This is a genomic window from Micromonospora sp. NPDC047738 (assembly GCF_040642675.1).
In the GTDB taxonomy this organism is placed as follows: Bacteria; Actinomycetota; Actinomycetes; order Mycobacteriales; family Micromonosporaceae; genus Micromonospora.
Genome location: NZ_JBEYSO010000028.1, coordinates 55,475 through 79,381, shown reverse-complemented (window position 1 = coordinate 79,381; position 23,907 = coordinate 55,475). Strand labels below are relative to the sequence as shown.

The 23,907-nt window shown below is 67.9% G+C and carries 22 protein-coding genes and 2 pseudogenes; 13 read left to right on the top strand and 11 right to left on the bottom strand.

Annotated elements, in window-relative coordinates; genetic code table 11:
• Positions 1-140: 140 nt before the first annotated feature.
• Positions 141-572 (top strand): IS200/IS605 family transposase, encoded by a 432-nt coding sequence (gene tnpA, locus ABZ783_RS30510; protein ID WP_357444169.1) that lies wholly within the window; start codon positions 141-143, stop codon positions 570-572.
• Positions 573-785: 213 nt separating this feature from the next.
• Here tnpA and ABZ783_RS30505 read toward each other — a convergent pair whose 3' ends face one another.
• Both ABZ783_RS30505 and ABZ783_RS30500 read right to left on the bottom strand, forming a co-directional pair.
• On the bottom strand, positions 786-947 hold the full coding sequence (locus ABZ783_RS30505) for a hypothetical protein (protein WP_357444167.1): 162 nt from the start codon (positions 945-947) through the stop codon (positions 786-788).
• Positions 948-973: 26 nt separating this feature from the next.
• Complete coding sequence (locus tag ABZ783_RS30500; protein ID WP_357444165.1) at positions 974-1,462, bottom strand: GNAT family N-acetyltransferase; 489 nt, start codon at positions 1,460-1,462, stop codon at positions 974-976.
• A 61-nt stretch (positions 1,463-1,523) separates the two neighbouring features.
• Here ABZ783_RS30500 and ABZ783_RS30495 point away from each other — a divergent pair, with 61 nt between their 5' ends.
• Positions 1,524-1,949 (top strand): MarR family transcriptional regulator, encoded by a 426-nt coding sequence (locus ABZ783_RS30495; RefSeq protein ID WP_357444163.1) that lies wholly within the window; start codon positions 1,524-1,526, stop codon positions 1,947-1,949.
• Positions 1,950-2,003: 54 nt separating this feature from the next.
• The gene (locus tag ABZ783_RS30490; RefSeq protein ID WP_357444161.1) at positions 2,004-2,843 is read left to right on the top strand and encodes an alpha/beta hydrolase; all 840 of its coding nucleotides are present in this window, start codon (positions 2,004-2,006) and stop codon (positions 2,841-2,843) included.
• A 216-nt stretch (positions 2,844-3,059) separates the two neighbouring features.
• On the opposite strand, the gene ABZ783_RS30485 is transcribed toward ABZ783_RS30490, so the two are convergent.
• The 3 genes from ABZ783_RS30485 to ABZ783_RS30475 all read right to left on the bottom strand — a co-directional run bounded on the left by ABZ783_RS30485 (position 3,060) and on the right by ABZ783_RS30475 (position 4,546).
• Positions 3,060-3,422 carry a YrhB domain-containing protein gene (locus ABZ783_RS30485; protein ID WP_357444159.1) on the bottom strand — a complete coding sequence of 121 codons (363 nt, stop codon included), beginning with the start codon at positions 3,420-3,422 and terminating at the stop codon, positions 3,060-3,062.
• Positions 3,423-3,505: 83 nt separating this feature from the next.
• On the bottom strand, positions 3,506-3,712 hold the full coding sequence (locus tag ABZ783_RS30480; RefSeq protein ID WP_357444157.1) for a hypothetical protein: 207 nt from the start codon (positions 3,710-3,712) through the stop codon (positions 3,506-3,508).
• A 264-nt stretch (positions 3,713-3,976) separates the two neighbouring features.
• On the bottom strand, positions 3,977-4,546 hold the full coding sequence (locus ABZ783_RS30475) for a DinB family protein (RefSeq protein ID WP_357444155.1): 570 nt from the start codon (positions 4,544-4,546) through the stop codon (positions 3,977-3,979).
• A 95-nt stretch (positions 4,547-4,641) separates the two neighbouring features.
• Between ABZ783_RS30475 and ABZ783_RS30470 the strand changes: the two genes are divergently transcribed.
• Complete coding sequence (locus ABZ783_RS30470; protein ID WP_357444153.1) at positions 4,642-5,601, top strand: YafY family protein; 960 nt, start codon at positions 4,642-4,644, stop codon at positions 5,599-5,601.
• Between the two features lie 381 nt (positions 5,602-5,982).
• Here ABZ783_RS30470 and ABZ783_RS30465 read toward each other — a convergent pair.
• Positions 5,983-6,161: pseudogene (locus ABZ783_RS30465) on the bottom strand (IS30 family transposase); the annotation flags it as partial.
• A gap of 505 nt (positions 6,162-6,666) precedes the next feature.
• Here ABZ783_RS30465 and ABZ783_RS30460 point away from each other — a divergent pair.
• Together ABZ783_RS30460 and ABZ783_RS30455 are read left to right on the top strand one after the other, a co-directional pair.
• Positions 6,667-8,184: an NlpC/P60 family protein gene (locus tag ABZ783_RS30460; RefSeq protein ID WP_357444151.1), complete on the top strand. Its 1,518-nt coding sequence runs from the start codon at positions 6,667-6,669 to the stop codon at positions 8,182-8,184.
• A gap of 169 nt (positions 8,185-8,353) precedes the next feature.
• Complete coding sequence (locus ABZ783_RS30455; protein ID WP_357444149.1) at positions 8,354-11,227, top strand: BTAD domain-containing putative transcriptional regulator; 2,874 nt, start codon at positions 8,354-8,356, stop codon at positions 11,225-11,227.
• A 127-nt stretch (positions 11,228-11,354) separates the two neighbouring features.
• On the opposite strand, the gene ABZ783_RS30450 is transcribed toward ABZ783_RS30455, so the two are convergent.
• Together ABZ783_RS30450 and ABZ783_RS30445 are read right to left on the bottom strand one after the other, a co-directional pair.
• The gene (locus ABZ783_RS30450) at positions 11,355-11,594 is read right to left on the bottom strand and encodes an integrase core domain-containing protein (protein WP_357444147.1); all 240 of its coding nucleotides are present in this window, start codon (positions 11,592-11,594) and stop codon (positions 11,355-11,357) included.
• Positions 11,595-12,354: 760 nt separating this feature from the next.
• Positions 12,355-12,702, bottom strand: a complete 348-nt coding sequence (locus ABZ783_RS30445; protein ID WP_357444145.1) for a hypothetical protein — start codon at positions 12,700-12,702, stop codon at positions 12,355-12,357.
• A 1,172-nt stretch (positions 12,703-13,874) separates the two neighbouring features.
• Between ABZ783_RS30445 and ABZ783_RS30440 the strand changes: the two genes are divergently transcribed.
• From ABZ783_RS30440 to ABZ783_RS30430, 3 genes are all read left to right on the top strand, one after another.
• Complete coding sequence (locus ABZ783_RS30440; protein ID WP_357444143.1) at positions 13,875-14,210, top strand: hypothetical protein; 336 nt, start codon at positions 13,875-13,877, stop codon at positions 14,208-14,210.
• 262 nt (positions 14,211-14,472) lie between these two features.
• On the top strand, positions 14,473-14,859 hold the full coding sequence (locus ABZ783_RS30435; RefSeq protein WP_357444141.1) for a VOC family protein: 387 nt from the start codon (positions 14,473-14,475) through the stop codon (positions 14,857-14,859).
• Between the two features lie 953 nt (positions 14,860-15,812).
• A complete protein-coding gene (locus ABZ783_RS30430) occupies positions 15,813-16,157 on the top strand; it encodes a hypothetical protein (RefSeq protein ID WP_357444139.1) in 345 nt (114 codons plus the stop codon).
• 22 nt (positions 16,158-16,179) lie between these two features.
• Here the strand turns inward: ABZ783_RS30430 and ABZ783_RS30425 are convergent, their stop codons facing one another.
• Together ABZ783_RS30425 and ABZ783_RS30420 are read right to left on the bottom strand one after the other, a co-directional pair.
• Entirely contained in the window at positions 16,180-16,560 is a 381-nt protein-coding gene (locus tag ABZ783_RS30425; RefSeq protein ID WP_357444137.1) for a hypothetical protein, read from the bottom strand.
• Between the two features lie 104 nt (positions 16,561-16,664).
• Positions 16,665-17,561: pseudogene (locus tag ABZ783_RS30420) on the bottom strand (IS3 family transposase); the annotation flags it as partial.
• A 268-nt stretch (positions 17,562-17,829) separates the two neighbouring features.
• Between ABZ783_RS30420 and ABZ783_RS30415 the strand changes: the two are divergent.
• The gene (locus tag ABZ783_RS30415; RefSeq protein ID WP_357444135.1) at positions 17,830-19,041 is read left to right on the top strand and encodes a transposase; all 1,212 of its coding nucleotides are present in this window, start codon (positions 17,830-17,832) and stop codon (positions 19,039-19,041) included.
• 11 nt (positions 19,042-19,052) lie between these two features.
• Here ABZ783_RS30415 and ABZ783_RS30410 read toward each other — a convergent pair whose 3' ends face one another.
• On the bottom strand, positions 19,053-19,364 hold the full coding sequence (locus tag ABZ783_RS30410; RefSeq protein ID WP_357444133.1) for a transposase: 312 nt from the start codon (positions 19,362-19,364) through the stop codon (positions 19,053-19,055).
• A gap of 880 nt (positions 19,365-20,244) precedes the next feature.
• Here ABZ783_RS30410 and ABZ783_RS30405 point away from each other — a divergent pair.
• The 3 genes from ABZ783_RS30405 (at position 20,245) to ABZ783_RS30395 (ending at position 23,903) form a co-directional block, all read left to right on the top strand.
• Positions 20,245-21,018 (top strand): DUF4262 domain-containing protein, encoded by a 774-nt coding sequence (locus ABZ783_RS30405; RefSeq protein WP_357444131.1) that lies wholly within the window; start codon positions 20,245-20,247, stop codon positions 21,016-21,018.
• A gap of 884 nt (positions 21,019-21,902) precedes the next feature.
• Positions 21,903-22,736 carry a hypothetical protein gene (locus ABZ783_RS30400; RefSeq protein WP_357444129.1) on the top strand — a complete coding sequence of 278 codons (834 nt, stop codon included), beginning with the start codon at positions 21,903-21,905 and terminating at the stop codon, positions 22,734-22,736.
• Positions 22,737-23,165: 429 nt separating this feature from the next.
• Positions 23,166-23,903 carry a hypothetical protein gene (locus ABZ783_RS30395; protein ID WP_357444127.1) on the top strand — a complete coding sequence of 246 codons (738 nt, stop codon included), beginning with the start codon at positions 23,166-23,168 and terminating at the stop codon, positions 23,901-23,903.
• Positions 23,904-23,907 lie beyond the last annotated feature (4 nt).

The following is a 23,907-nucleotide window of genomic DNA, read 5'->3' as shown; positions in this document are numbered from 1 at the left end:
GTCTCGTGCCATCGCCGCGACGTCGGACGCCGCAGCGTTGCAGGCGCGCAAGGTTGCCTCCAGGGCCGACGCCTGTTGCGACGTCGGCAGGAGCTTCACCTGCACGACCAACTTCACGCCACCATCATATCATTTGGTCTATGTCACCACGATGGACTCCACACCCGGATGTACGCCGGGGACGCAGCGTTGTCTACAACCTGCACGCGCACTTGGTCTTCACCACCAAGTACCGGCGCGGGGCGCTCACCGATCCGATCCTCACCCGCTGCGGGCAGGTCATGGCCGAGGTGTGCCGCGACTTCGGTGCCGAGCTGCGGGAGTTCAACGGCGAGGACGACCACGTGCATCTACTCGTCCACTACCCGCCGAGCGTCGCCCTGTCGCGGTTGGTCAACAGTCTCAAGGGTGTCTCGTCTCGACACCTGCGCCGCGAGTTCGCCGGACACCTGCGCAGGTACCTGTGGGGCGAGCATCTGTGGTCGCCGTCGTACTTCGCCGGGTCGTGCGGCGGTGCACCGCTGGCGGTGGTCAAGGAGTACATCGAAAACCAGAAACGTCCCGGCCCGTGACAGCGTTCCTCCCGGCCGTGAACGGCCGGGGTTCCCGCCTTACATACGGCTGAAGGTACGAGGGCACCGGCAGTCACCTTCACCACAGATGACCTGCCGAAGATCGGAGCAGGCCAGGTGCTAGCCCCGATCGACCGTAAGCGTTCCAGAGTGGTGTCACGCGACTCGTTCGTCAACGAGCGCTGTGGCTAACACTCACGTCCAAGGGCGCACTCACATCTGCAGTTCAGGATGCTTGACCGTCGCGAAGCGCCGACCACCCGCAGTGAGGGGCGACGCGCGGCTGACGCGCACGGACGGCGGCAGATCCGGGTACTCGGCGACGATGTTGAAGACCCAGGGCAGCATGGATTCATGACCGAGCGCGTAACCCATACCGGGCAGATCGAAAGAGCCCGCGTTTACCGGACGCGTTTCTCGTAACGCCGGCAGGCGACGATGACGGGGGTGGCGCCGGCTTCGGCGGGGTAGTGCAGGGCCGCCACGTCGTGCCAGCCGCTGCGGGCGTAGAACCGGCGGGCCCGGGTGTTGCCGACCGCGACCGCGAGCCAGGCGGTGTCGAATCGTTCGGCGACGGCCCGTTCGGCGGCGGCGAGCAGCGCATCGGCCACCCCGGTCCCGCGGGCTGGCCCGGCGACGTACACCTGCTCCACCTCGTCCTCGCGGACGGTGACGAACCCGACGAGCCGCGCGCCCTGCGCGCCGACCGTGGTGGCGGGCAGGCGGGGCGGCACCCGATCGCGGAAGTCGGCGAGCCGCCGGTGCCGGTGCAGCTCGGCAGGGACGTGCCCGACGTGCCCGTCCCACCAGCCCGCGTGCCACAGCACGGTAATCGCCTCGACGTCGTCGGGTTGTGCGGGGCGCAGTACGAGACCAGCGGCATGTGCCATCCCGTGGCCCTCCCGTCGATAGAGACTTGCATTCCTAACTTATAGCTCTAAGATATCGCCCATGAACCATCCGAACAACCTCGGGCTGGAGCTACACACGCTGGTGTCCCGCCTAGAGCGTGCCGGTGACCGCATCCTGCGAGCCGACCACGGCATGTCATACCGGCGGTTCATGGTCCTGGTCACGGTCGGCGAGCTGGAGGCATGCACCCAGCGGGCGTTGGCCGACAGCCTGGCGGTGACCGAGCCCTCGATCAGCCGGATGATCGCCGCCCTCGCCGGCACCGGGCTGCTCACCGTGGCACCGGACCCGGCCGGCGGCAACCGGCGCCGGATCGCCCTCACCGACGCCGGCCGGGAGCTGGTCGAGCGGGCGGGCACCGAGCTGATCGGACGGCTCACCGAGCTGGTCGAGTCCAGCGGCGTGCCGTTCGACACCTACCTCGCGTACACCCGACGGCTGAACGCCGCCCTGGGCGGCGGCTGAGACACCGGCGGACGCGCCACAACACCCACTCGGATCACCGTGAGGAGTTTCGCCATGCCGACCACCTCCACCGCGCGGACCGTCCGTTCCGCCGACGGCACCACCATCGCCTACCACACCACCGGCACCGGCCCGGATCTGATGATCGTGCCCGGCGCGCTCAGCGACGCCGCCGACTTCGCCGGGCTGGCCGGGGTGCTCGCCGGCACCTTCACCGTGCACACGGTGCAGCGGCGCGGCCGCCGGGGCAGCGGCCCGCTCGGACCCGGATACGGCATCGAGGCCGAGTGCGCCGACCTCGCCGCGGTCCGGGCGGCCACCGGCGCCCGGTACGTCTTCGGCCACAGCTTCGGTGGGCTGGTGGCGCTCGAAGCAGCCCGTCGGGACCCGGGCTTCGACAAGCTGGCCGTCTACGAGCCCGGAGTCAGCGTCGACGGCCTGATTCCCACCGACTGGATCCCGCCGGCCCGCCGGCTTCTGGCCCGAGGCCGCCCGATCGACGCGTTCGCCACGTTCTCCATCGCCACCGGCCCGAGCGCGGCGCGCCGCAACCCCCGCTGGCTGATGGCCGCCATCCGGCGGCTGGCCTTCCGCGGTGAAAAGCGGGCGAAGGTCGTCGAGCTGCTCGAGCCGGCCCTGCACGAGCATGCGGAGGTCGGCCGGCTCGACAACCGCTACCCCCACTACCGCGAGATCTCCGCCAACGTGCTGCTGATGACCGGCGGCCGGAGCAACCTGGCGCACGTCGGCCCCTCCACGGCCCGGCTCGCCGAGGTGCTCCCCTCGTCGCGGGTACTCACCTTCCCGAAACTGAACCACTTCGGACCGCACCACCGCGGCGAGACCGAGGTCGCCGCGGCACTGACCACGTTCCTGCTCGACATCAACAACTAACGATCACCACGGTCGCACCAGAACCATCTTGAACTCCGCGAGCACCTCGAGCTGTCGCGATCGAATGCACTACCTTCGGCACGACCGCACGTCGTCTTGATCGGCCGGCGGTGACGCTACGCGCCGATCGGTCTGCGGCACATCCATACGCCCGCTCGGGAACGGCGAGGCGTCGTACCGGCGCGGTCAGCCCACATCGGCAGTCTCCCCGCCGTGTCAGGCCTGGATCTGGTCCTCGATGGGGCTGCCAGAGGCGCCGAGATATGGCGGCTCGCCCGACTTGGGCACGACGACCGGGCCGTTACCGACGAGAGACGCCAGAAGCTCCATGTCCTGCAAGAACCGTCGTGTGTTGTGGCCGAAAACCCAAGCGGTCGGGAATTCCTGACAAGAGCAGATGACAACGTCGATATCGCATTGCGGACGCACCACCTGATCCAGCAGATCCTGGGCCGCCTCGTAGGCGTCCTGCATCACGATCCCTTGAAATGGCCACGGCCGGTTCATGCGCATACCCCTGCGTGCTGTCTCCGCTGATCCGGTTATCGCCGCGTTGATCATCGCACCCTGCGCGGGCACCGAGGCATCCGCACATCGGCACGAGCGGACGCTGACCGGGCCCGCGATCAGCGGCAGATGCGGATGGGGAATGGGAGACCGGCCTACGCCCCGAGATCGTCAAGCGGCAGGCGCTCGCCCATCGCGGCATGTACCAGTACGCGCCACCGAGCCGGTTCCACGTCGGGATGAACGACGTCACAATCCGAGCGATCAACCTCCCCGGCATCCGCGGCCTCGTCCGGCGCGGCATCGAACGCCAGAACCGCTGAAAGCGACCCGAAGACAGGTGTGAGGACTGCGATGTGCACTCATCGGCATGATGCTTGCATCGCCGCCGAGGTCTCGCGGAGGCCTGGAGTACATGACAATGTTGGTGGTATCGCGGCGTAGGCCGGCAATTGCGGACGTTGATGCAGCACGTTGACCCGGCCGGCGACGGCGTTGACTTCCTTCTGCGGCTCGGGGCGCGGGATGGATGCGCCCTTTCGAGGGGCGCTGTTTCTGGAGGCGCCCCGCGTCCTCGTACTGATGGTGTGGGGGCGCGGCGTAACGCGCCCTCACCATGCCACTGCTTAGCCCATGCTCTTGGCACCGTCCAGGGATTCGCGGATGATGTCGGCGTGGCCGGCATGCTGCGCGGTCTCGGCGATGATGGTCATCAGCACACGGCGGGCCGACCACCGCCCGCCGGACTCGAACCACGGGGCCTTCGGTAGCGGCTGGGTGGCGTCCAGGTCAGGCAGGGTGGCGACCAGCTCATCGGTCCGGCGGGCCACCTCGGCGTAGTCAGCCAGCACACCGGCCAGTGTCTCGCCGGGTAGCAGCCGGAACCCGTCGGCCCACCGAGCCAAGTCGGCCTCCGTCATGGTGGTGAAATCGCCCATCGCCGACGGGCCATCCAAAATGAAGTCCACCCAGCTCTGCTCGACCGCGGTGACGTGCTTGATCAAGCCGCCCAGGCACAGCTCGCTGACGGTACTGCGCCGCCCGGCCTGCTCGTCGGTGAGGTCGCGGGTGGTGAAGCGCAGGAAGTGCCGCTGTTTGGCCAGCGTCGCCAGTAGGTCGGCGCGCTCGCCCGTGGCGGCCGGCACGTCGGCCAGGTCGTGTGTGGTCCGTCCATCGGCGGTTGTGGTCTCGCTCATGGTCTCCAGTTCCTTGTCCCGTTCCCGTCGGTCAGGACCCACGCTAGGCCCCCCTGCGGCCACTTCCTGACCTCAATAGCGCAAGAATCAACGACATGGCGAACACCAGCACCCGGACCCTGCGGCTGCTGTCCCTGCTGCAAACCCACCGGCACTGGCCCGGCACCCAACTGGCTGAGCGACTGGGGGTCTCGGTCCGCACCCTGCGCCGAGACATCGACCGGCTGCGCGAGCTTGGCTATCCGGTCGAGGCGCAGCGCGGCATGGACGGCGGCTACCAGCTCACCGCGGGCGCGGCACTGCCGCCGCTAGTGGTTGACGACGAGGAGGCGGTCGCCCTAGCCGTGGGGCTGCAGGCCGCCGCGCACAGCGCGGTGGAGGGCCTCGCCGAGTCCTCCGTGCGGATGCTGGCCAAGGTGGTGCAGGTGATGCCGGCCCGGCTACGGCGCCAGGTCGAGGCGCTGCGCGCGATGACCCTGCCCGCCGGCTGGGACAGCCCGACCCGGCCAGGCGTCGACCCGGGCGTGCTCACCACGGTCGCGCTGGCATGCCGGGACAGCGAACACCTCCGCTTCTCCTACACCGCCGCCGACGGCCAGCACACCGAGCGGCACGTCGAACCGCATCGGCTGGTCTCCCTCGGCCGCCGCTGGTACCTGGTCGCCTACGACCTCACCCGGCACCACTGGCGCAGCTTCCGAATCGACCGCCTCACCGCGCCATACGGCACCGGCTCCCGGTTCCGGCCCCGCGACCTGCCCGCCGCCGACGCCGCCGAGTTCGTCCGCACCAGCCTCGGCAACCTGCCCCGCCCGTACCGGGTAGAGGCCTTGGTCGACGCCCCGGCCGCAGCCGTGCGCGAGCGGATCGGCCGGTGGGGCACCGTCGAGGAGCTCGACGCCGAGCACTGCCGAGTGCGGATGACCGCCGACTCCCTGGACTGGCCGACCATGGCACTGGGCGCGCTCGGCGCCGACTTCCGCGTCCTCGACCCGCCCGAACTGCTCGAGCAGATCCACAACTGGGGCGCCCGATTCAACCGGGCTAGAGCGTGATCCGCCCTCCACGGTCGACGCGCTCGCGGCATGACAGCCCCATCCGCTCATCGGCACGTCCGTGCACGGGGATCCAGCCGATGCCTGCGCCGGACATTTACGGAGAGTGGCGGGAGTTCATGCCTCCGGCGCGCCCGCTCGGGGCGCCATGAGAGTGAACCGCACCACGATCAGATATGGCGTAGCACCAGCGTCACGAAGCCCAGAACATTGCGGTACCCGCGCAACCACTGATCGCGGTGCTCCCGGGCGGCGGTGAGTGCCTCGGCAGCATCCGGATGGCCGGGGTTGTCCAGCGCCCACTCGGTGAGCGAGCCGGTCCACGACCATTCGTAGTCGTCCCGCTCGGCGGAGTCGCTGACGTGGGCGTACACCGGCGTCCAGGTGGGCTGGCAGCGTGGCGATGAGGTCGACGAGGACGTCGCGGACCTCCTGGCGGTGTGCCCGCCGGGCAGGTGTCCGAGCATCACGTACAGGGTGGCGCGCTCGACCAGCGTCACGATCGCGGATTGATTGCCCGCCCCCATGATCAGGTCGCCTTCGCAGTGGCCGGTCAATGATGTGCGAGGAATACAGCCCCTCCCGGCGCAGCAACGCACCCTTGGCACCCGGCTCGCTCGCCGCGTCGTACTCGGCGACCATCGCCAACTTGTACTCAGCGGTGAACGTGCGGCGCTTCGGCTGGTTCGACCTCGGACCCATCAACCCATCATCGGTCACGCCAACCCCAAGGTCAGCAACCGTCATCGTCAACGGAGATCGTCCTGCATCTCGCCCTACTCAGATCACGGAGTAGATCAGGTGTCTCACGTCAGCCTGACAAAGAGGGGCCGGGCGGTTGACCGTTGAGGCGGTCACGAAGCCGTCCATTTCGCCGTACCAGGCGTCGTGCAAGGTTTCGTACCGGTTGCGCGCAAGATCTTGGGCAAGAGCGCACTGCCATCGTCGCTCTATGGCCGTAACGGGCGCGGAAAACCCGCAGCGCCGCCGGCGGCCGCGGGCAGGTCACACGCGGGACCTCAACGGCGAAGGAGATCAGCTATGGGAAGCAAGAGACGATGGTGGGTGCGCACCGTCGCGGCGACAGCCGCCACGCTCGCAGTCGCCGGGGCCGGTGTGGTGACCGCCGCCCCGCCTGCCGCCGCGCAGGTCACCACAACCATGACGACGCAGGCGACGTCGGTGGTCGACGGTCCCATCACCCGTTCCGAGGTGTTGGACCGGGCTCGCAAGTGGATCGATGAGCGGGTCCCCTACAGCCAGGAGGCCCAATACCCAGACCCCCAGGGACGCCTGTATCGAACGGATTGCTCAGGCTTCGTGTCGATGGCTTGGCACCTTGGTACGAACCGGACTGTGTACTCGAGCAACCCATCGCTGTGGGACGACGACACTGTCCGGATTCCAAAGGAGGACCTGCGCCCGGGCGACGCCGTTTTCATCGACTACGACCCCAGCGACCCACCGGACCATGTAGTGCTCTTCATCGGCTGGGAGGATGCCGCGAAGACCCGCCTGACCGTCTGGGAGGAACGGGGCCGCGGCTACGTTGCAGCGCAGTTCACCAGGACCTGGGAAAGCTACTACACGGCCGGCCGGTACAAGAAGATCGTCGAGCAGGATCTTGCGTTGCCTGGTGGTCGGTCGTATGGGTCGGTGTCTGAGCATCATGTGTATGGGTGGGGCGCCGATGATCGTCTGCAGCACTGGTGGTTCCAGAACGGGGTGTGGCAGCGGGCGGCGGTTCCTGGTGTGACGGTGGCGGGTCAGCCGGCGTCGTATCAGGTGGGTTCGGAGCATCACGTCTATGCCCGCGGTAGTGACGGCTATCTGTATCACTGGTGGTTTACTCCGACCACCGGCTGGCAGGTGGGGAAGGTCGGTGGTCCGATTGCGGGTGATCCGACGGCGTACAGCCCTAAGCCGGGTGAGCATCATGTGTATGCGCGGGGGACGGATAACCGGCTGAAGCAGTGGTTCTACACCGGCACGCCGGGCTGGGTTCCTGTGGATATTGGTGGGGCGATCAGCGACAACCCGGTCGCCTACGGTCGCGGGGATGAGCATCACGTGTACGCGCGGGCTTCGTCGGGCCGGTTGTGGCACTGGTGGCACACACCGTCCAGTGGGGGCTGGCAGAGCGTCGGGGTGGAAGGGGCGTTGATCGCCGGTAGCCCTACCGCTTATAGCCCTAATCCGGACGAGCATCACGTCTACGCCCGCGCCAGCAGCGGTGAGCTGTGGCATTGGTGGTACACGCCGAGGACGGGCTGGGTTGACGACACCATGGGTGGTGCGATCACGGACAGTCCTGTCGCGTATGGGCGTGACGGTGAGCATCACGTGTATGCGCGGGCTGTTTCCGGCCGGTTGTGGCACTGGTGGTACACGCCGAACACCAATGGGTGGCGCGACGTCGGGGTGGACGGGGCGTTGATCACGGGCAGCCCGACCGCGTATGCGCCCAGCCTGACCGAGCATCACGTGTACGCCCGTGCCAGTACGGGCGAGTTGTGGCATTGGTGGTACACGCCGTACACCACCGGCTGGGACAACGCCAACATCCACGGCAACCTGAAGTGACCTTCCCAAGCCGCTGACGCGTGGGCCTGCCGGATCGGCGGGCCCACGCGCTAATCCTTGCACGCCCTTCCGCCGGCTGGTTTGCTCTCGCCCGTCACATTCGACGACACTGATGCCGCCACAGGTGAACGGCCCAAACAGTCCGTTCGCCACCAGGGGGTGTGTGGGGGTGGAGTTTCGGCTGCTCGGGCCGGTCGAGATCGTGAGCGCCTGCGGTGCGCTGGAGGTGGGCCCACCCAAGCAGCGGATCGTGCTGGCTTCGCTGCTGCTCACCCCGAGGCAGGCCGTACCGGCCGACGTGCTGGCCGGCCGGCTGTGGGGGGAGGAGCCTCCCCTCGCGGCGCGGGAGTCCCTGTACGCGTACATAGCTCGGCTGCGACGCAGCCTGCGGCAAGCTGCGGACGGTGACGAGCCGGTACGGCTACTACGCGGCGCTGGCGGGTACCTGATCGACGTCGAGCCAGACGGCGTCGACCTGCACCGTTTCCGCCGATTGGTCGAGGAGGCTCGCACCGCGCGGACGGTGGGCGAGGACGGCCGTGCCGTACGCCGGCTTCGTGAGGCGTTGGCCATGTGGCGGGGTAAGCCAGTGGCCGGCCTGCCCGGTGACTGGGCGGTACGGCTCCGCGACGGCCTGAGCCAGCAGCGGGTGGCCGCCATGACCCAGCTTGGTGCGGTCCAGCTGGACTGTGGCCGCCACGCCGACATCGTCGACGACCTTGCCGGTTGGGTTGCCGAGCATCCGCTGTCCGAGCCGCTCGTCGCACACCTGATGCTGGCGCTGTACCGCAGCGGACGTGCCACCGAGGCGTTGATGGTCTACGAGCGCACCCGGCGGCACCTCGCCGAAGCGCTCGGCAACGATCCGGCACGGACGCTGCAGCTTCTCCATCAGCAGATTCTCCGTCAGGACCCTGCCCTCACCCCGGCGAGCGCCGCCGACACCGAAGCGGCCGGGTCCGCGCACGCGCCCGCTGCGCCGCCACCGAGGCGGCCGGTCGAGTCGGTCACGCCCGCCCAGCTACCGGCCGACGTGGCGGCCTTCGCCGGCCGTGCCGAGCACCTTCGCCGGCTGGACGCGCTCCTGCCAGACGGGGACGATGGCACGCCCACGGTGGTGATATCGGCGATTGGCGGAGCCGCCGGGGTGGGTAAGACCGCCCTGGCCGTGCACTGGGCGCACCGGGTGGCCGACCGGTTTCCCGACGGGCAGTTGTACGTCAACCTGCGTGGCTTCGATCCGGACGGTTCGGCAATGAACCCCGCCGAGGCGTTACGGGGCTTCGTCGACGCGTTCGAGGTGCCACCACAGCGAGTTCCGGAGGACCTTACCGCGCGGGCCGCCCTCTACCGCAGCCTGCTCGCCGGCCGGCGGATGCTGGTCGTACTCGACAATGCCCGCGACGCCGACCAGGTCCGACCGCTGCTGCCCGGCTCGCCCGGTTGCGTCGCCGTGGTGACCAGCCGCAACCAACTCTCCGGGCTGGTCGCCGCGGAAGGCGCCCGCCCGCTGGTCCTGGACCTGCTCACCGCCACCGAGGCGCGGCAAATGCTGGCTCGGCGCGTCGGCGCGGCCCGCGTTGCCGCCGAACCGATCGCCGTGGACGAGATCATCGAGCGCTGCGCGCGGCTCCCTCTCGCACTGGCCATCGTGGCGGCACGGGCCGCCACGCACCCTGACTTTCCCCTTGGCACCCTGGCCGACGAACTCCGCGACAGCCGCCAACGCCTGGACGTGCTGACCGGCGACGACGCGACGACCGACGTACGTGCGGTCTTCTCCTGGTCGTACCAGACGCTCGGCCCCGGGGCCGGCCGGCTCTTCCGGCTGCTGGGGTTGCATCCGGGTCCGGATTTCGCCGCCCCGGCGGCGGCCAGTCTGGCTGGCGTGCCAGTCCGGTACCTGCGCCCCCTGCTGGCCGAACTCACCCGGGGTCAGCTCGTCAGAGAGCACACTCCCGGCCGGTACGGGTTTCACGACCTGCTGCGCGCCTACGCCACCGAGCTTGCCCACCAGCACGACGCCGACGACGTCCGGCGCGCGGCGTTGCACCGACTGCTCGACCACTACCTGCACACCGCCCACGGCGCCGGCATGCTCCTGGAGCCGTACCAGGAGCCGATAACCCTCGCCCCGCCGATCGCTGGCGTGATACGTGAGGATCTGGCGGAACACGAGGATGCCCTGGCCTGGTTTGCCGCAGAGCACTCGCAACTGACGGCGGCTGTCGAGCAGGCTGCCCGGACCGGCTGTGACACCCACGCATGGCAACTCGCCTGGTCCCTCTCGCCGTACTTTCAACGGCGCGGGCACTGGCGTGACTGGGCCACCGTACAGCAGACCGCCCTGGACGCGGCGCGACGACTGGCCGACCCGGTAGGTCGGGCGTACGCCCACCGTGGGCTCGGCGCGGCACAGATGTGGTTGGGGCGTTACGACGAGGCGCAACCCCATTTGCGACACGCCATCGAGCTCTACGACGAGGTCGGGAACTACAACGCGCAGGCTCGCACACAGCTCCTCCGTGCCGCGCTGTACGCGAGACAGGAACGCCTTCAGGAGGCGTTCGACCAAACTCGGGAGGCACACGACCTGTACGTGGCGACCGGCAACCAGACGGGGCGGGCCAGGACTCTCAACAACATGGGGTGGTACAGCATCCAGCTCGGGCACCACCAGGCGGCCCTTGCCCACTGCCGGAAGGCGCTTACTCTGCAAGAAGAGGTCGGCGATCGGATCGGTCAAGCCAACACGTGGGACAGTCTCGGCTACGCCCATTACCACCTGGGCGAGCACACGCAGGCTGCGACCTGCTACCAGCGGGCCATTGACCTGTACCGGGAACTTGGCGACCAGTACGACCAGAGCTCGGCTCTGACTCGTCTCGGCGACGTGCTTGTCGCATCCGGTGACGGCGTCGCGGCCCGTGACGCCTGGCAGCAGGCTTTAAACATTTTCGACGAACTTGGCCACCCCGATGCCGAGCAGGTACGCGCCAAGCTCGTCCGGTTCGCTGACGGAGCTGATCAACGTTCCGGCTAGGCCGCGGCAAGGAGCCTGTCGGGTTCCAAAATCGGCCGTATGGAGCCTGATCTCGGCCTTTATGCGGCTCGTTCGTACTCGGTGATTAGCCCGCCCAGAATGGGTCGGCGCTTGATCCGCGCGTGGGTTAGGTCAACGACGGGTCGGTCAGAGCGTGGGGGCTGCAGCTGCAGGGCTCGATGTGGGCGCCGCCCTTGTAGTGACGGGCGTACTCGTCCAGTGTTCGGCGTAGATGTCGTTCGCCGAAGATCAGCATGCGGTCGGTGACCTCGCTGCGGGCGGTGAGGACGAACCTCTCCGCGTAGGCGTTGGCTCGCGGACTTCGCGGTGGGATCTTCAGCACGGTGACGCCTGCCGCGGCGAACATGGCGTCGAAGGCGTCGGTGAACCCGCACCGACACGCCGTCCCGGCTGCGGCAGTATGACAGTCGTGGCCAAGCCCCCACCCGAGTCGACCAAGACGTCACTACGCCAGCGCCTGGGCGAACACGCCCGCAACCGCTGGCCGGCCCTGGCCGCGGTATCGGTGCGCTATCGCGGCGTGTTCGCCTACGTCGACGGGCGCCTGCCCGACGGCACACCCTGCCGCTGTTCAGACTGCGCTACGGCGGCTACGCCAACCTGTGGGGCTTCGCGATCTACCTCGCCAGCAAGAACGGCTACGAAGACTCGTACCTGCCCAGCGGCCACACCGCCGGCACCGCCGAGGAAGCCCTCGACGGCGCCTGCGGCCTCTACCTCAACGACCCCACCGCCTGGACTCGACCCCCGACGAATTAACGCCGATCAGCACTTAGCTTGGTGTTCGCAGTGTCGGACCTCTTCGGGATCGATGGTCTACGTGCCATCCGATCAAGAGCTTCCAGACGCGCTCGTTGGCTTGGAGGAACTGGAACGAAGCCCGGTGCTCCGTAGCGAAACGCGGCTACTGGACCACCTTGATCGGCTGGTGCGTCGCGGTATGTGGCCGCCTTGCGCAGCTACCGAATAGCTCCAAGGGACCTCTTCGTCCCGAACGAATGATCACTCGTCGATGAGCTGAGCGAGTAGCCGGAGTGAGCTGCCGGAACGGTCCACCGTCGTCCGTGGGCGTCCGGCTTCGGCCGCCACGGTCGTCACCCAGTTGGTCACCCAGCTGGGACCTCGTCGCCCGACTCATCGTTTTGCCATGGCACGCCGGGCCAGCGATCGAGCGTGGCGAGGAAGTGGGTCACGATGGGCACGAGGTGCCGGGTGTCCACGGTGTCACGGTCGGCGTAATGGTCGACCTGGCCGTTGGTCAGCGTGTATCTCTCCGACGGCTCCAGAGACGCCGCCAGCTCGATGGCGTGATGACCGGCATCGCCGGCCGCAGCTAGACGCATGACCATCGCGCGGGCACCGCCGACCACCACGACAAGTATCGGGCCTTGTTCATGTTCCACGGACAACGCGCCGCAGCCCGCTGCAATCGCCTCCTGGACGACAAGCAACACCTGCTCCCTCGTCGGCTCGCTCAGCGTCCTGTACCCCGTGTGCAACATCCACATGGCTACCCCCTGACCCACGGGACTGTAGATCAGAATCCGGCGTACACGTCGACTCGTCCGTCGCCCACCAGGTCAGCTGCCCGCATAGTGCGGCTGAACTGGTGTTTCTCCGGGTGCTGCTGGTCGTCGATGGTCATCTCTGGTCGGCGCTTGACGGCCCAGCAACGGCCCGGACGGCCCGCAGACGGCCCAGCCGACCGACCTCTCGCTTGTACGGCGTTTAGAGGCAAAGGCGAGCCAACGGGCGGCCATCTGGACAACGTCGGACCACGGAGCCAAGCCGTTCCGCGTACTGTCTGCCAGGTGAACTGGCGCTCACCGAGACCGGCCGTCATAGCGGCAGCGCTCCGTGCTGCCTTCATCCTCTCTGCCGCCGCATCGCTCACCGCGCCAATCTTGGTCCAGAGCAGTCATGGTGGCAGCACCACGACAGAACCGGCCGCCCCCCGAGCCATCACCTGTTTCCGACCCCCGCAACCGACCGGAGCGGTGCCCGATCCATGCTGGGACTTCGCCGTCGCGGCTGGCCGGAGCACGCCGAGCCAAGCGGCGAGGGAGGCCGCCCGACTTGCCGCCGTTGAACTCCGAACGGAGTTGTCGGCCGTGGTGGATCGACAGCCGCCGGTCTGCGTGACGACGGTGGCCGGCGCTCCTGGGCCATGTCGTCGCGACAACATCGACGCTGGCGAGTTGCGGAACGCACTGAACCGGGTGGGTCTGGTCGACCATGTCGTACGGCCCGCGCGGTCCGACGACATCACTGAGGGCAAGGGGCTCGTATTTGCCGCGCGGGTAGAAGGTGCCTGCGTGCTCGGCTACGTGCTTCCCTCGGACGAGGCGGCCGGTGTAGCTGGGACGCTGCCCGATGGCACGTGCTTGTCCCTCTGAACAGCCCCTCGACGCCACGGGCGCCCCTGGGCAGCAAGTCGGGGAGTTGAAGCGGAACTAAGAGGAATCTTCCCATGACCTGCGAGGACGTGCCTGCCGCGCTGGCCCGGACCGTCCGGGGCTTCACATCGTTGGTCGCTCCTTGTCGTCATTTCACGCTGTCTTGTGCCCCCTGTGTGCCCCAGCCCCGTCGGCCGCGCACCTACCACCGGCTTCGCGACAATGGCCGCGTGCTCACCTACGTCCGTTGGTACTGGCCCGATGACGACCTTTGGAACTACGACGAGCTGGATGCTGACCGGTGGGCGCTGCGCCACGTTGAGCTACGCGGATCGGACGGGATCTTCTTGGCGGCGGCGTCGCTTGCAGAGGTGCTCATCGCTCGTGACTCAGGGACCGTGAGCGCGGTAGCCGAGTACGAACGGCGGTACGGGGTTGTGCCGGAGGCCCCGTTTCCTCCACCCGGCTCCGTGTTGGAACCTGCCTTGGAGAGCCTGTCCTCCGGAGAGTTCGAGCGTCTGTGGCGGGATGCTCGTCGGCAACTGGAACGGCCGGCCGGTACTTGACTCGTTCGTCCCGAAAGAATGGTCAGCCGTCGATGAGCTGGGCGAGCAGCTGGGCTTACCTGCGCGAACGGTCCACCATCGTCCGTGGGCGTCCGGCTTCGGTCACCTCGGTCGTCACCCAGTTGGTCACCCAGCCCGGCTGTCGACATTGAAGCGCGACCAAGAGACGCCACCCCACCACCAGCGAGGTTGTTCGCTGGTTGCGACGTTCCACGGCATGATCAGAGAGGAAATGGACGGTGCCTAGAGCCGAGGAGAGACCGTGGAACGCGTGACGGGCATCGGCGGGGTCTTCTTCCGCGCCCACGACCCTGACCGAATCAACAACTGGTACGCCACCCACCTTGGGGTTGATCTGGCACCAGAGTCCTACGACGTGTCCTCCTGGTGGCAGAAGCCCGGCCCAACCGTCCTGGCGGCCATGCCGGCGGACTCCGAGCACTTTGGCGGTCCTGAACACTCCTGGTCGCTCAACTTCCGCGTCGTCGACCTGGACGCAATGGTCACCCAGCTGCGCAGGGCGGGTATCGACGTCGAGGTGGACCCCGAGGAATACCCGAACGGCAGGTTCGCCAGCCTACGAGATCCAGAGGGCAACGTCGTCCAGCTCTGGGAGCCCGCAGGGGCCGACAGCCGCGGACCCGCCTGAGCGCATTGTCAGCTTGGAAGGTGCCTTGACTCGCGGATACGCCGTTGCAGCGGCGCTGGTGATCAGGTTGGCTCTCCCTGCCACGCGGAGACGAGCCGGGCTGGTTGGCCCTGTTGATGACCCTTGTTGACCGGCCTTGCGGGCACGTAGCGGGCACGGCGGGCAACTCCTTGCGTGTTGCTGCGGTCCGGCCATGCGATTCGGCGGGTGGAACCGAAGACGTGCAACGACCTACCCGAGGAGGCAAGGTGACTCAGCGCTCGCAGCACCAGCGGGGCCGGTGCCCCGTCTGTAAACGCCTCGTAGCCCTCACCCCTGACGGAAGAGTTGCGCGGCACAACGGCACCATTCGTGCCTACGCCCCGCCCGAGGAGTGCCCCGGGGGTGGACAGCGAGCGGAAGCCACGGGGTCATGAGCAACAGCACGGCCCTGCGTAGATGCCAAGTCAATCCGGACAGGTGCCACGGTGGTGCCAACTACAGCCGGACGGTGCCAGGTTCGTCCGGACGGGACACCAACGCGGCCGGCCCGGCCGATGCCGGCCGGAGGTCGCCAGCAGGCCGGGCCGGCGCGGCCGGGTTGTGGGCCGCCTTGACGACTCAAGAGCGGAACTCGCCAAGATGCCGCTGTTAGGGCTCGCGACTCGTTCGGTGTGAAAGAATGATCAACCGTCGATGAGCTGGGCCAGCAGCCGGGGTGAGCTGCCAGAACAGTCCACCATCGTCCGTGGGCGTCCAGCGTCGATCGTCCCGGTCGTCACCCAGTTGGTCACTCCGCCCGAGGGGTAGCCCCTCGGACCAGCCCTGACCGCATCAGCCGACGGCCTTGCTTTACAGACCGTCGGCTGACCAGCCACTATCACCCCGCACCTTCTGACCCAAGGCTCCGCCGACCATGACCCTTACCAACGCCTTCGGTTCGGTCATGGACTGACGGCTTCTGGAGGTAGAACATGCTCTTCAAAGCCATCATTGTGGTGCTGGTGGCTATTGCGGGGTTGGCCGCAATAATCTGGATTGCCAACTGGCCCTTCAACACCCCGTGGGTGAACGAGCTCAGCCCCGAGCAACGTCGGATTAACGCCGCGCACAATCGGCGTCATCACCGCCGTGCGGCACGCATGATATTTCCCATTTTTGCCATCGGGTTCGGAATTACATCGGTGAGCCTTTTGTCAGGCCCGAAAAGTGATCCGTTCGCGGCGGTAGTCATGGGCGTCTGCTCGGTCGTGTGCGCCGGCCTGTTCGGTGCCCTGATCAAGAGGGGGCGCAGGCAGCGGTCTTCGACACGGCGATGAACCGTTGGCTCAGAGCAGCACCTCACGCTTGTCCACCCTGGAGCGACCAACTTGCCTTCCCGTCTGCCATCGACCCGCCCTGCTGGGGAGCGGGCCGCCGCCCGGCCCGCCACGTCAAGCGGACCTTGACGGCTCGTACGGACTTGCCTGACCCGCCCGGCTTGGGGATCTTGCGTTCCCGCACCGGCAACGGTCGAAACGCGCCCGTCTTCAACTGGGCGCGCAGGTCGTCCAAGAAACCAGGGACGCCGATCTGCTCCTCGACATCGGCGACCGTCAGGCCGTCCACGCCAGCAGTGCGGGCACCCCGGTTACCGGCAACCCGATCGAACGCCACCAACAGCGTCGCCGGGTCATACACGAAGTTCATCAGGTCATCGAACCGGCGGCCGGGATCGGCCACCGCCCAACGGTGAAGTTTGGCCTGCATCTCCGATACCCGCCGAAACGGCCCCAGCGGGCCTTCCTCCAACGGAGGGGGATTGACCCCTGATCTTGGACACGGGTTCATGCCGCTGAAGGCAGCGTAGTTGATGTTGTTCGGGCGGCTTCGAAAGCGATCGGGGATTGGTGTCCGAGCCGGGAGTGGCGGCGGACGGTGTTGTAGCGATGCAGCCAGCGGAACGTGCTCAGCCGGGCGTCGCGTTCGTCGGTGAATGCGCGTCGGCCTTGCAGGGTTTCCCGTTTGAGTGTGGCGTTGAACGACTCGGCGGCGGCGTTGTCGGCCGAGCTGCCGATCGCGCTCATGGACTGGCGGACCCCGGCGGTGCGGCAGGCGTCGGCGAAGGCCTTGGAGGTGTACTGGGCGCCGTGATCGGTGTGCAGAATCGCCCCGTCCAGGCTGCCTCTGGTCCGCTGGGCGGCGGTGAGGGCGTCGAGGACGAGTTCGGTGCGCATGTGATCGGCGATCGCCCAGCCGGCCAGGCGGCGGGAGTGCAGGTCGATCACCGTGGCCAGGTAGAGGAACCCGCGTTCGCCGACGGGTAGGTAGGTGATGTCACCGACGTAGCGGCGGTTGGGTTCCTCCGCGGTGAAGTCCCGGCTGATCAGGTCCGGGGCCTTCGCCGCAGCCGGGTCGGGCACGGTGGTGCGGCACCGGCGGCGCAGCCGTAGTCCTTGCAGGCCGATGCCGCGCATCACCCGGGCGACGCGTTTGTGGTTGACTCGCTCACCTTGCTCGCGCAGCTCCGCGGTGACCCGCGGGACGCCATAGGTGCCGTCCGACGCGTGGTGCACCGCCCGGATCCGCTCGGCCAGCTGCGTGTCTGCGGCGGCGCGTGCCGCCCGGTCCGCCGCGGACGCCTGCCAGTGGTAGAAGCTGGACCGGGCAAGGCCCAGGATCTGACACAACCGCTTCACGCCGTAGCGTGTCCGGTGGTCGGCGACGAACTGGAAGCGGTTGATGGGACTACCTTCCTCACCTGGCACTTTCGGGGAACGCTCTAGCGGTTTGTCCCTTGAGGACTTTGGTGAGACGGCGTCCCCGGGAGTGACCGGTGGAGGCCCGACGCCCACGAGGGTGTTGTCCCGGGAGGACTGGTCCATCAGCACGGCGCTGCGCCTCCACTGACCTGACCGTTCGGGCAAGCGTCAAGTGAGGTGCGCGTGCTGGGTGTTGGTGTGGACTGGGCGGAGTCGTTCCACGATGTTGCACTTGGGATGCCTGGAGGGGGTGATCAAGCAGTTCCGGATTCCGCACGGCCCGGAGGGGATCAATCGGCTGATCGAGCGGTGCCTGGAGCTGGAGCCGGACCCGGCCGAAATCCGCGTAGTGCTGGAAACCCGGCACGGCCTGCTGGTCGAGACGCTGGTGGAAGCTGGTTTCACCGTTGTTCCGGTCAACCCGGACCTGGTGGCCCGCCGCCGTGGCCCGGCCAGGAAGAAGGACGACGCCGAAGACGCCCGGATCTGCTGCCTACTCGCACTGGACACCTATACCGAGTTGCGGGCGTTGATCCCGCACGGACAGATCGGCGCCGAGCTGCGGGCGATCTCCCGCGACGACGTGCGCGCTGCCCGGGACGAACGGCGCGTGGGCAACCGGCTGCGCGCCGACCTGCTGGCCGTCTTCCCGGCCGCCATCGAGATCGCTGACGGTGACCTGAGCTCCGCCGTGTTCCTCAAACTCATGGAACGCTGGCCTTCCGCGGACGCGTTAGCCGCAGTCAGCCGCGAGGAACTCGGGGCGTTCGCCCGTTCCTGCCGGCACGGCTGGCCAGGCCGGTTCGCCGACCGCGTCATCCAGACGCTCTCTCAGCCGCAGCTGAACGCTCAACCTGGCCTCGTCCAGGCCAAGACCGGCAGCATCCGGCTGGCTGCCGCCCAACTGCTACTCCTGCGCACCCAGCGACGCCTGTGGGAACGACGAATGGGTGAACTTCTCCTCGGCGGCCACCGCCCGGCACGGGCCAAGACGGTGAAGGACCCCGACCCGGCCAAGACATTCCCCGCCGGGGAGATCTACCTGAGCATGCCCGGCCTGGGCGACAGGCTCGCTGCGCGGGTCGCCGGGGAGATCGGCGAACACTGGCACCAGTTCGCGACACCGAACGCGCTGCAGTGCTATGCGGGCCAGGCACCCGTCACCAGACGCTCCGGCCGCAGCGAACACACCGTCGCTCGACGCCTGGCATTCAACCGCTACCTCGGCGAAGCCGTCCTGCAATGGGCGTTCTGCAGCATCACCCGCTCCGCCTGGGCCCGACCCTTCTACAACGCCAAAATCGCCGCCGGCGACCGCCACTCCAGCGCCCTACGCAAACTCGGAAACCGCTGGCTCGAACTCCTCTGGCACTGCCTACGCCTCGGCCGCACCTACAACGAAGACGTTCACACCGCTAACCGCAACCGCGCCCTCGCACCCACCACACAAGCCGAAGGTTGACAGAGGGTGTCTCACCAGCGCGTCTCCCCGGCGAAATACCGAGCCGCCTTGCGCAGGATGTCGCGCTCCTCCTCCAGCTCCCGCACCCGCCGGCGCAGCGCGGCGTTCTCCGCCTCAACCGAGTCACCCGCCGCCGGGGTGCTGGCCGGCCGCGGCGTGGTTGCCGCGCCCCGCCGCCCATCGTCGATGCGGATCCAATTCCGCAGCGTCTCAGCGTTGATCCCGAGGTCCGCAGCGACCTGCGCGATCGTCACCCCAGGCCGGGACCGGTACAACGCCACCGCGTCGGCCTTGAACTCGGGCGGGTAATGCTTCATAGCCATAGTGTTCCAGGACTCCCATCCACCCGAACCTTCCAAGATCGGGTCTCAGGTGTCCAAGATCAGGGGTGAAGTCCCGAGCACCGCTGTTCAACGATGCGTCTTCCGGCATTGCAGCATCCGTCCCTCCTTGAAACCGCTGCCGTCCTTCCCCATGTGCACGGGCTTTCCCCGGCTCGGAGTACTACGACGGCTCCGCCCCACCCCGCCGGTTCGGTTGTCGGTGCACCTATCCCAGCCGGCGCGCTGGTTGCCCGCCGTCTGGGAGCCACGACTGGGTGGTTCCCGTGTTCACTGTGGTTCGCTCAGCGAAGGAGGAGCCCGACTGTGTCCCAGCGGCATCGCCATGGGTACGCCGCAGACCTTCCCCATGGCCTCCCGGACGGCTTTGGTAGACCCTCCAAGGAGTTCCCGCCGCAACGGCAAGCGGCAGGGACGCACCGCGTCCGGCCCACATCCGCCAGGTTCGAGCCGGTGTCAAGATTGAAGGACGTAACAACGCCGGTTCCTCGCGTACTCCTCTTCGCCACGCTTGCCGGACCCGCACCATCTGGCAGTGCTGGCACGTCCCGGCGTTGTCAGGGCTGCTCCCACCCTTCCCGGCACCACCCGGATCAGGCTGCCCTCAGCTCCGATCACCTGCTGCGACAGGTGAAAGGCGGCGGTCTCTCACCTCCGCTCGAACCAACAGCGCCTCACGGCGCAAACCAGATGCTTGACATGATCACGAGGTCAGCGATGGTCGGTGGTCCCCTGACTGCCGGGCTGCGGGAAGCGGAGCCCGTAACGGTCCGTTTAGGGTCTGCCGGTGATGATTGACGATTGCTCGTGCCTGATCTGTAGCGGTAGCGCTCCAGGCCGGGATGGCGGCACCGCCGACAAGGTGCGGGAACACGGCTGGTCGGTGCTGTGGGTGGCCGGGGGAATCGACTTCGCGTACACGGTCGGCCTGTGGCACACGTTCCGCCGGCCGGAGGCGGTGATGTTCGGGCTGGATGGCCAGGGCATGCAGCACTGGCTCAACGCTTACGTGGACCATGCCCGCGAGCACGAGTGGCCCGGTGAGGACGAGCCGTTCCACGGGGTGATCGATGACTTTCCCACCCAGCTTCGGCCGGTGCACGACTCCTGGCACGATGCTCTCTTCGGTACGGCGTACCGCTTCTATCGGGGTCTGGCGGTGCCGTTCCAGCAGTTGGTGTGGCCGGACCGGAACGGGCTCTGGCCGTGGGAGGAAGGAGCCACGGCGAGTAGTCGGAACCGTCAAGCCTTCTCGTGGCTACCGGTGCATGAGCACCCGGCAGGCGGTTGGCGGCTGGTCGGCGAGTTGGAACCAGAGTTCCCGTTCCCCGTCGGCCCGGACTCGTGGGCGCTGACCACTCGCGGGATCACCACCGGCACTCGCTCCATCGCCCAGGTGGTTCGAGACGACGGCAGCTACGACGTACTTGACGAGCGGGGATATCGCGCCGACGACCTCTGCCTGGCCTTCCTCGGAGAACTCGTAAAACGACACCCGAACCTTGCTGGCTGCGCCGACCTCACCGACGGCCAGATCGCAGCTCTCGGGGCAGAGAAGACCTGGAATCGGTCGCCGCTATCGAGACGCGAACGCCGTGACAGCGCGCGATCGTGGAAGGATGCCCAACCGATCTAGGCCGGATGTAAAGCATCAGGTGGGACGGATTCGTAAAGCATGTGGTGGGACTAGACAGCGGCGGCCGGCCGGTTAGCGCACACGTTCGATTGCCTGCGGCCGCTCGACACGCCCCCGACGCGGTCAGGCGGCACCTCATGCGCTGGCGGGTAGGGCGCCCTCTTCGAGGTAGGCGGACTGCGCCTGAGATCTACTCGCACGCCAACCTTGACGTCATGCGCCAGGCGCTCGGCAAGCTTGACGGGCGACTCTCATGAGTCCGGTTGCTGTCACCGCTGCTGTCACCGCTCCGAGGAGCGATCTTGTCGGGGCGGTTTCTGCTGGTCGTACGTGGTGGGCGCGGCAGGTTTCGAACCTGCGACCCCTCGCTTGTAAGGCGCTTTCGGCGAGAGCCGTTGTGTCCGCTGACGTCCACTGGGTTCGGGCCGGGGGCGACATCCGTCCGCGCTGGTCCGGCCCCGGCCGCCACCGTTGATGTCAACGACTGATGTCAGGCCGTCGCTGCCGTCGGCTTCCTGCCCGAGGAGGACCGACCCCCGTCGGGGGGAGCCGGGTAGTGCGCACGAACGGCTGCGTTTGGGACTAAAGGGGCTGTCGATACACGCACTGCATGCGCGGTCTGGTGACGCTTGGCTGCAGCCGTTGCCGCCGCTTTCGCTGCCTTCTCGCTGCCTCCGTCGGCCTGCTGGCTGCACCGGCGGTCGAGCGGCTGCTCGCGGGTGCGGATCGGACGGTGCCCATGTGCGATCATCCCGGACGGCAACGCGACCGGTGAGACAGCGGATCTGTTCGCCACGTGGCCGTCAAAGGCAGACGTAAGCAGGAACTGGCCCCACCCGCGCCGTCCGCGAACCAGCTCGGCCACTACGGGTAGATTGACGCCGATGAGCGGTGCGCTGCGTCAGGAGTTGCGCGGGTTGGCCCGCAGTCGTGCGCTGTGGTTCCTGCCGCCCCTGGTCGCGCTCGCCGGCCTGGCCAGTCTTTGGTTCAACGACGACGCCTACATGTTCTACGTCTACTACGACCCGCAGAGTTTCGCGGAACAGCTTGACGCGTACCACTTCGACGTCAAGGCGATCCACACCTCGGGCCTCGGCTGGGCTCAACTGGCCGCGCTGGCGGCCGGGGCGTTCCTGGTGCTGCGTGATCCACGACTGCCCGGCCGCCCGGCCCGGCTCTCCCTGCCGGCCCTGGTATCCCCGCCAGCCCGGCTCCCCCCGCCGCCGTGGCCCGGCCGGTACCTAATGGCGAAGGCAGGCGTGGCCGCACTGTTCGGTGTGCTCCTCGCCGTGGCCGACCTCGCCGCAGTGCTGCCGCTGGCGCCCAGAGTGGTCGCCGACCACTGGGTCCGGCGCGAAATGGCCTCGAAGGACATCTTCTTGCCGGTACAGCTCTTGGCCGACGAGTCGGTGTGGCCGGTGGTGCTTCGCGCGGCGGCCGGTGTCCCGCTGTTCGCGATCGTTGGGATCGGCCTGGCCGCGCTACTCAACCGCTGGTGGGCGGTTACCTTGGCCGTCGTCGTCCCAATCTGCGGGTCGCTGTACGTGACCGCTGACCCGTTCTTCGGCGCCCTGACTGCTCCGAACCGACCGGCCCTCGCCGCGACCCTAATTCCGAGCCTGGGCGCGGCCGCGATCGTCTTCCTACTCGGCTACGGCGCGACGCGGTGGCGACTGGCCCGGGCGCCCGCAGTCCGACCGACCGGCGCGGAAGCTTGAGGCTTCGGCCACATACGGGCCAGAGCCGGCCCGACGCTGGGCCGGACCACTCGCTTACAAGCTCTGTGCGTCGCGTCCGCGCACGTCCGGCAACGGCTGCACGCTCAGCGATTCGTCCGTGCCAGCGCTCGTCAGTGTGCCGCCGTCCGGCGGCGTTGCTGTCAGCGTTGCTGTCGACAGCCGACCTGCCGGCGACCCAGGCCGACCCCCGCTGGGGGGAGCCGGACACCGCTCGTCACCTTGTGCCGATTGTTGCCGACCAGTGCGGTCGAGCAACTGACGCTAGGCGTCCTCTGCTGTCCCGTACCCGCCTGGATCAAAGATTCTGCTGCCTGATCGCTGCCTCCAGGCTCGGTGTGGTCGTCGGCGTCCGGGTGGCCGGTCCGGCTGGTCGCGGGGGCGTTGCTGACCACGGTTAGGGTCGGCGGCATGGAGGCCGTCCGGCGCTTTCTGAGAACTCCCGCCAGCTCCGCCATCGGCATGCTGGCCGCCGCCGTCGCGTTCGGCGGGGCGACGGTCGGCCTCTTCATGCTTGCCGAGCACGTCCGCGACAGCGGGCTCTTCGGCCGGTTGCTGGCCGTGATCGGGTTCTATCTCGCGGGCGCCGGTGCGCTGATCGTCACGCTGCTACTACTAATGGCCGTGCTGGGGCCGAACCTGACCACGAAGCTGTTCATCGTACCCAACAAAATGCTCACCCCGCAAGCGGTGCGCGACCTGACCGCGAAGGAGGCTGCGCCCGCCACCGTACCGATAGCGCCAAGGCAGGGCGTGCTACGGGTCATTCCGGTCAAGCCTGAGTGGTGGCTCGACGAAGACGCCTCTACCGACGACGCCGCGCCGGTCGTCGCCGTCGCGGACGTCGAGTATCGGCTGCCCGGCTGGGATCCGTACGATGTCGCGGTCCCAGCCGGCGCCGTCGACGTCGTGGCCTGGGTGCCGCGTCGTGACGGAAGTCCGGGGCGACGAGTCCGCAACTCCATCCCCGTGCCCGAGGGGCGTGTCGGTGCACTGGTATTCCGACCCTCCTCGCTACCGGAACTCCCCGGCACCGTGGAGTCGCTGGACAGTGAGTTGACGGGAAATCCTTCGATGTTCCGGCTCGCGCTGGCGGCCGCGGCGCTCATCGGAACCGCCTATGCGGCATGGCAGCTGGCCGCCAGGTAGGCCA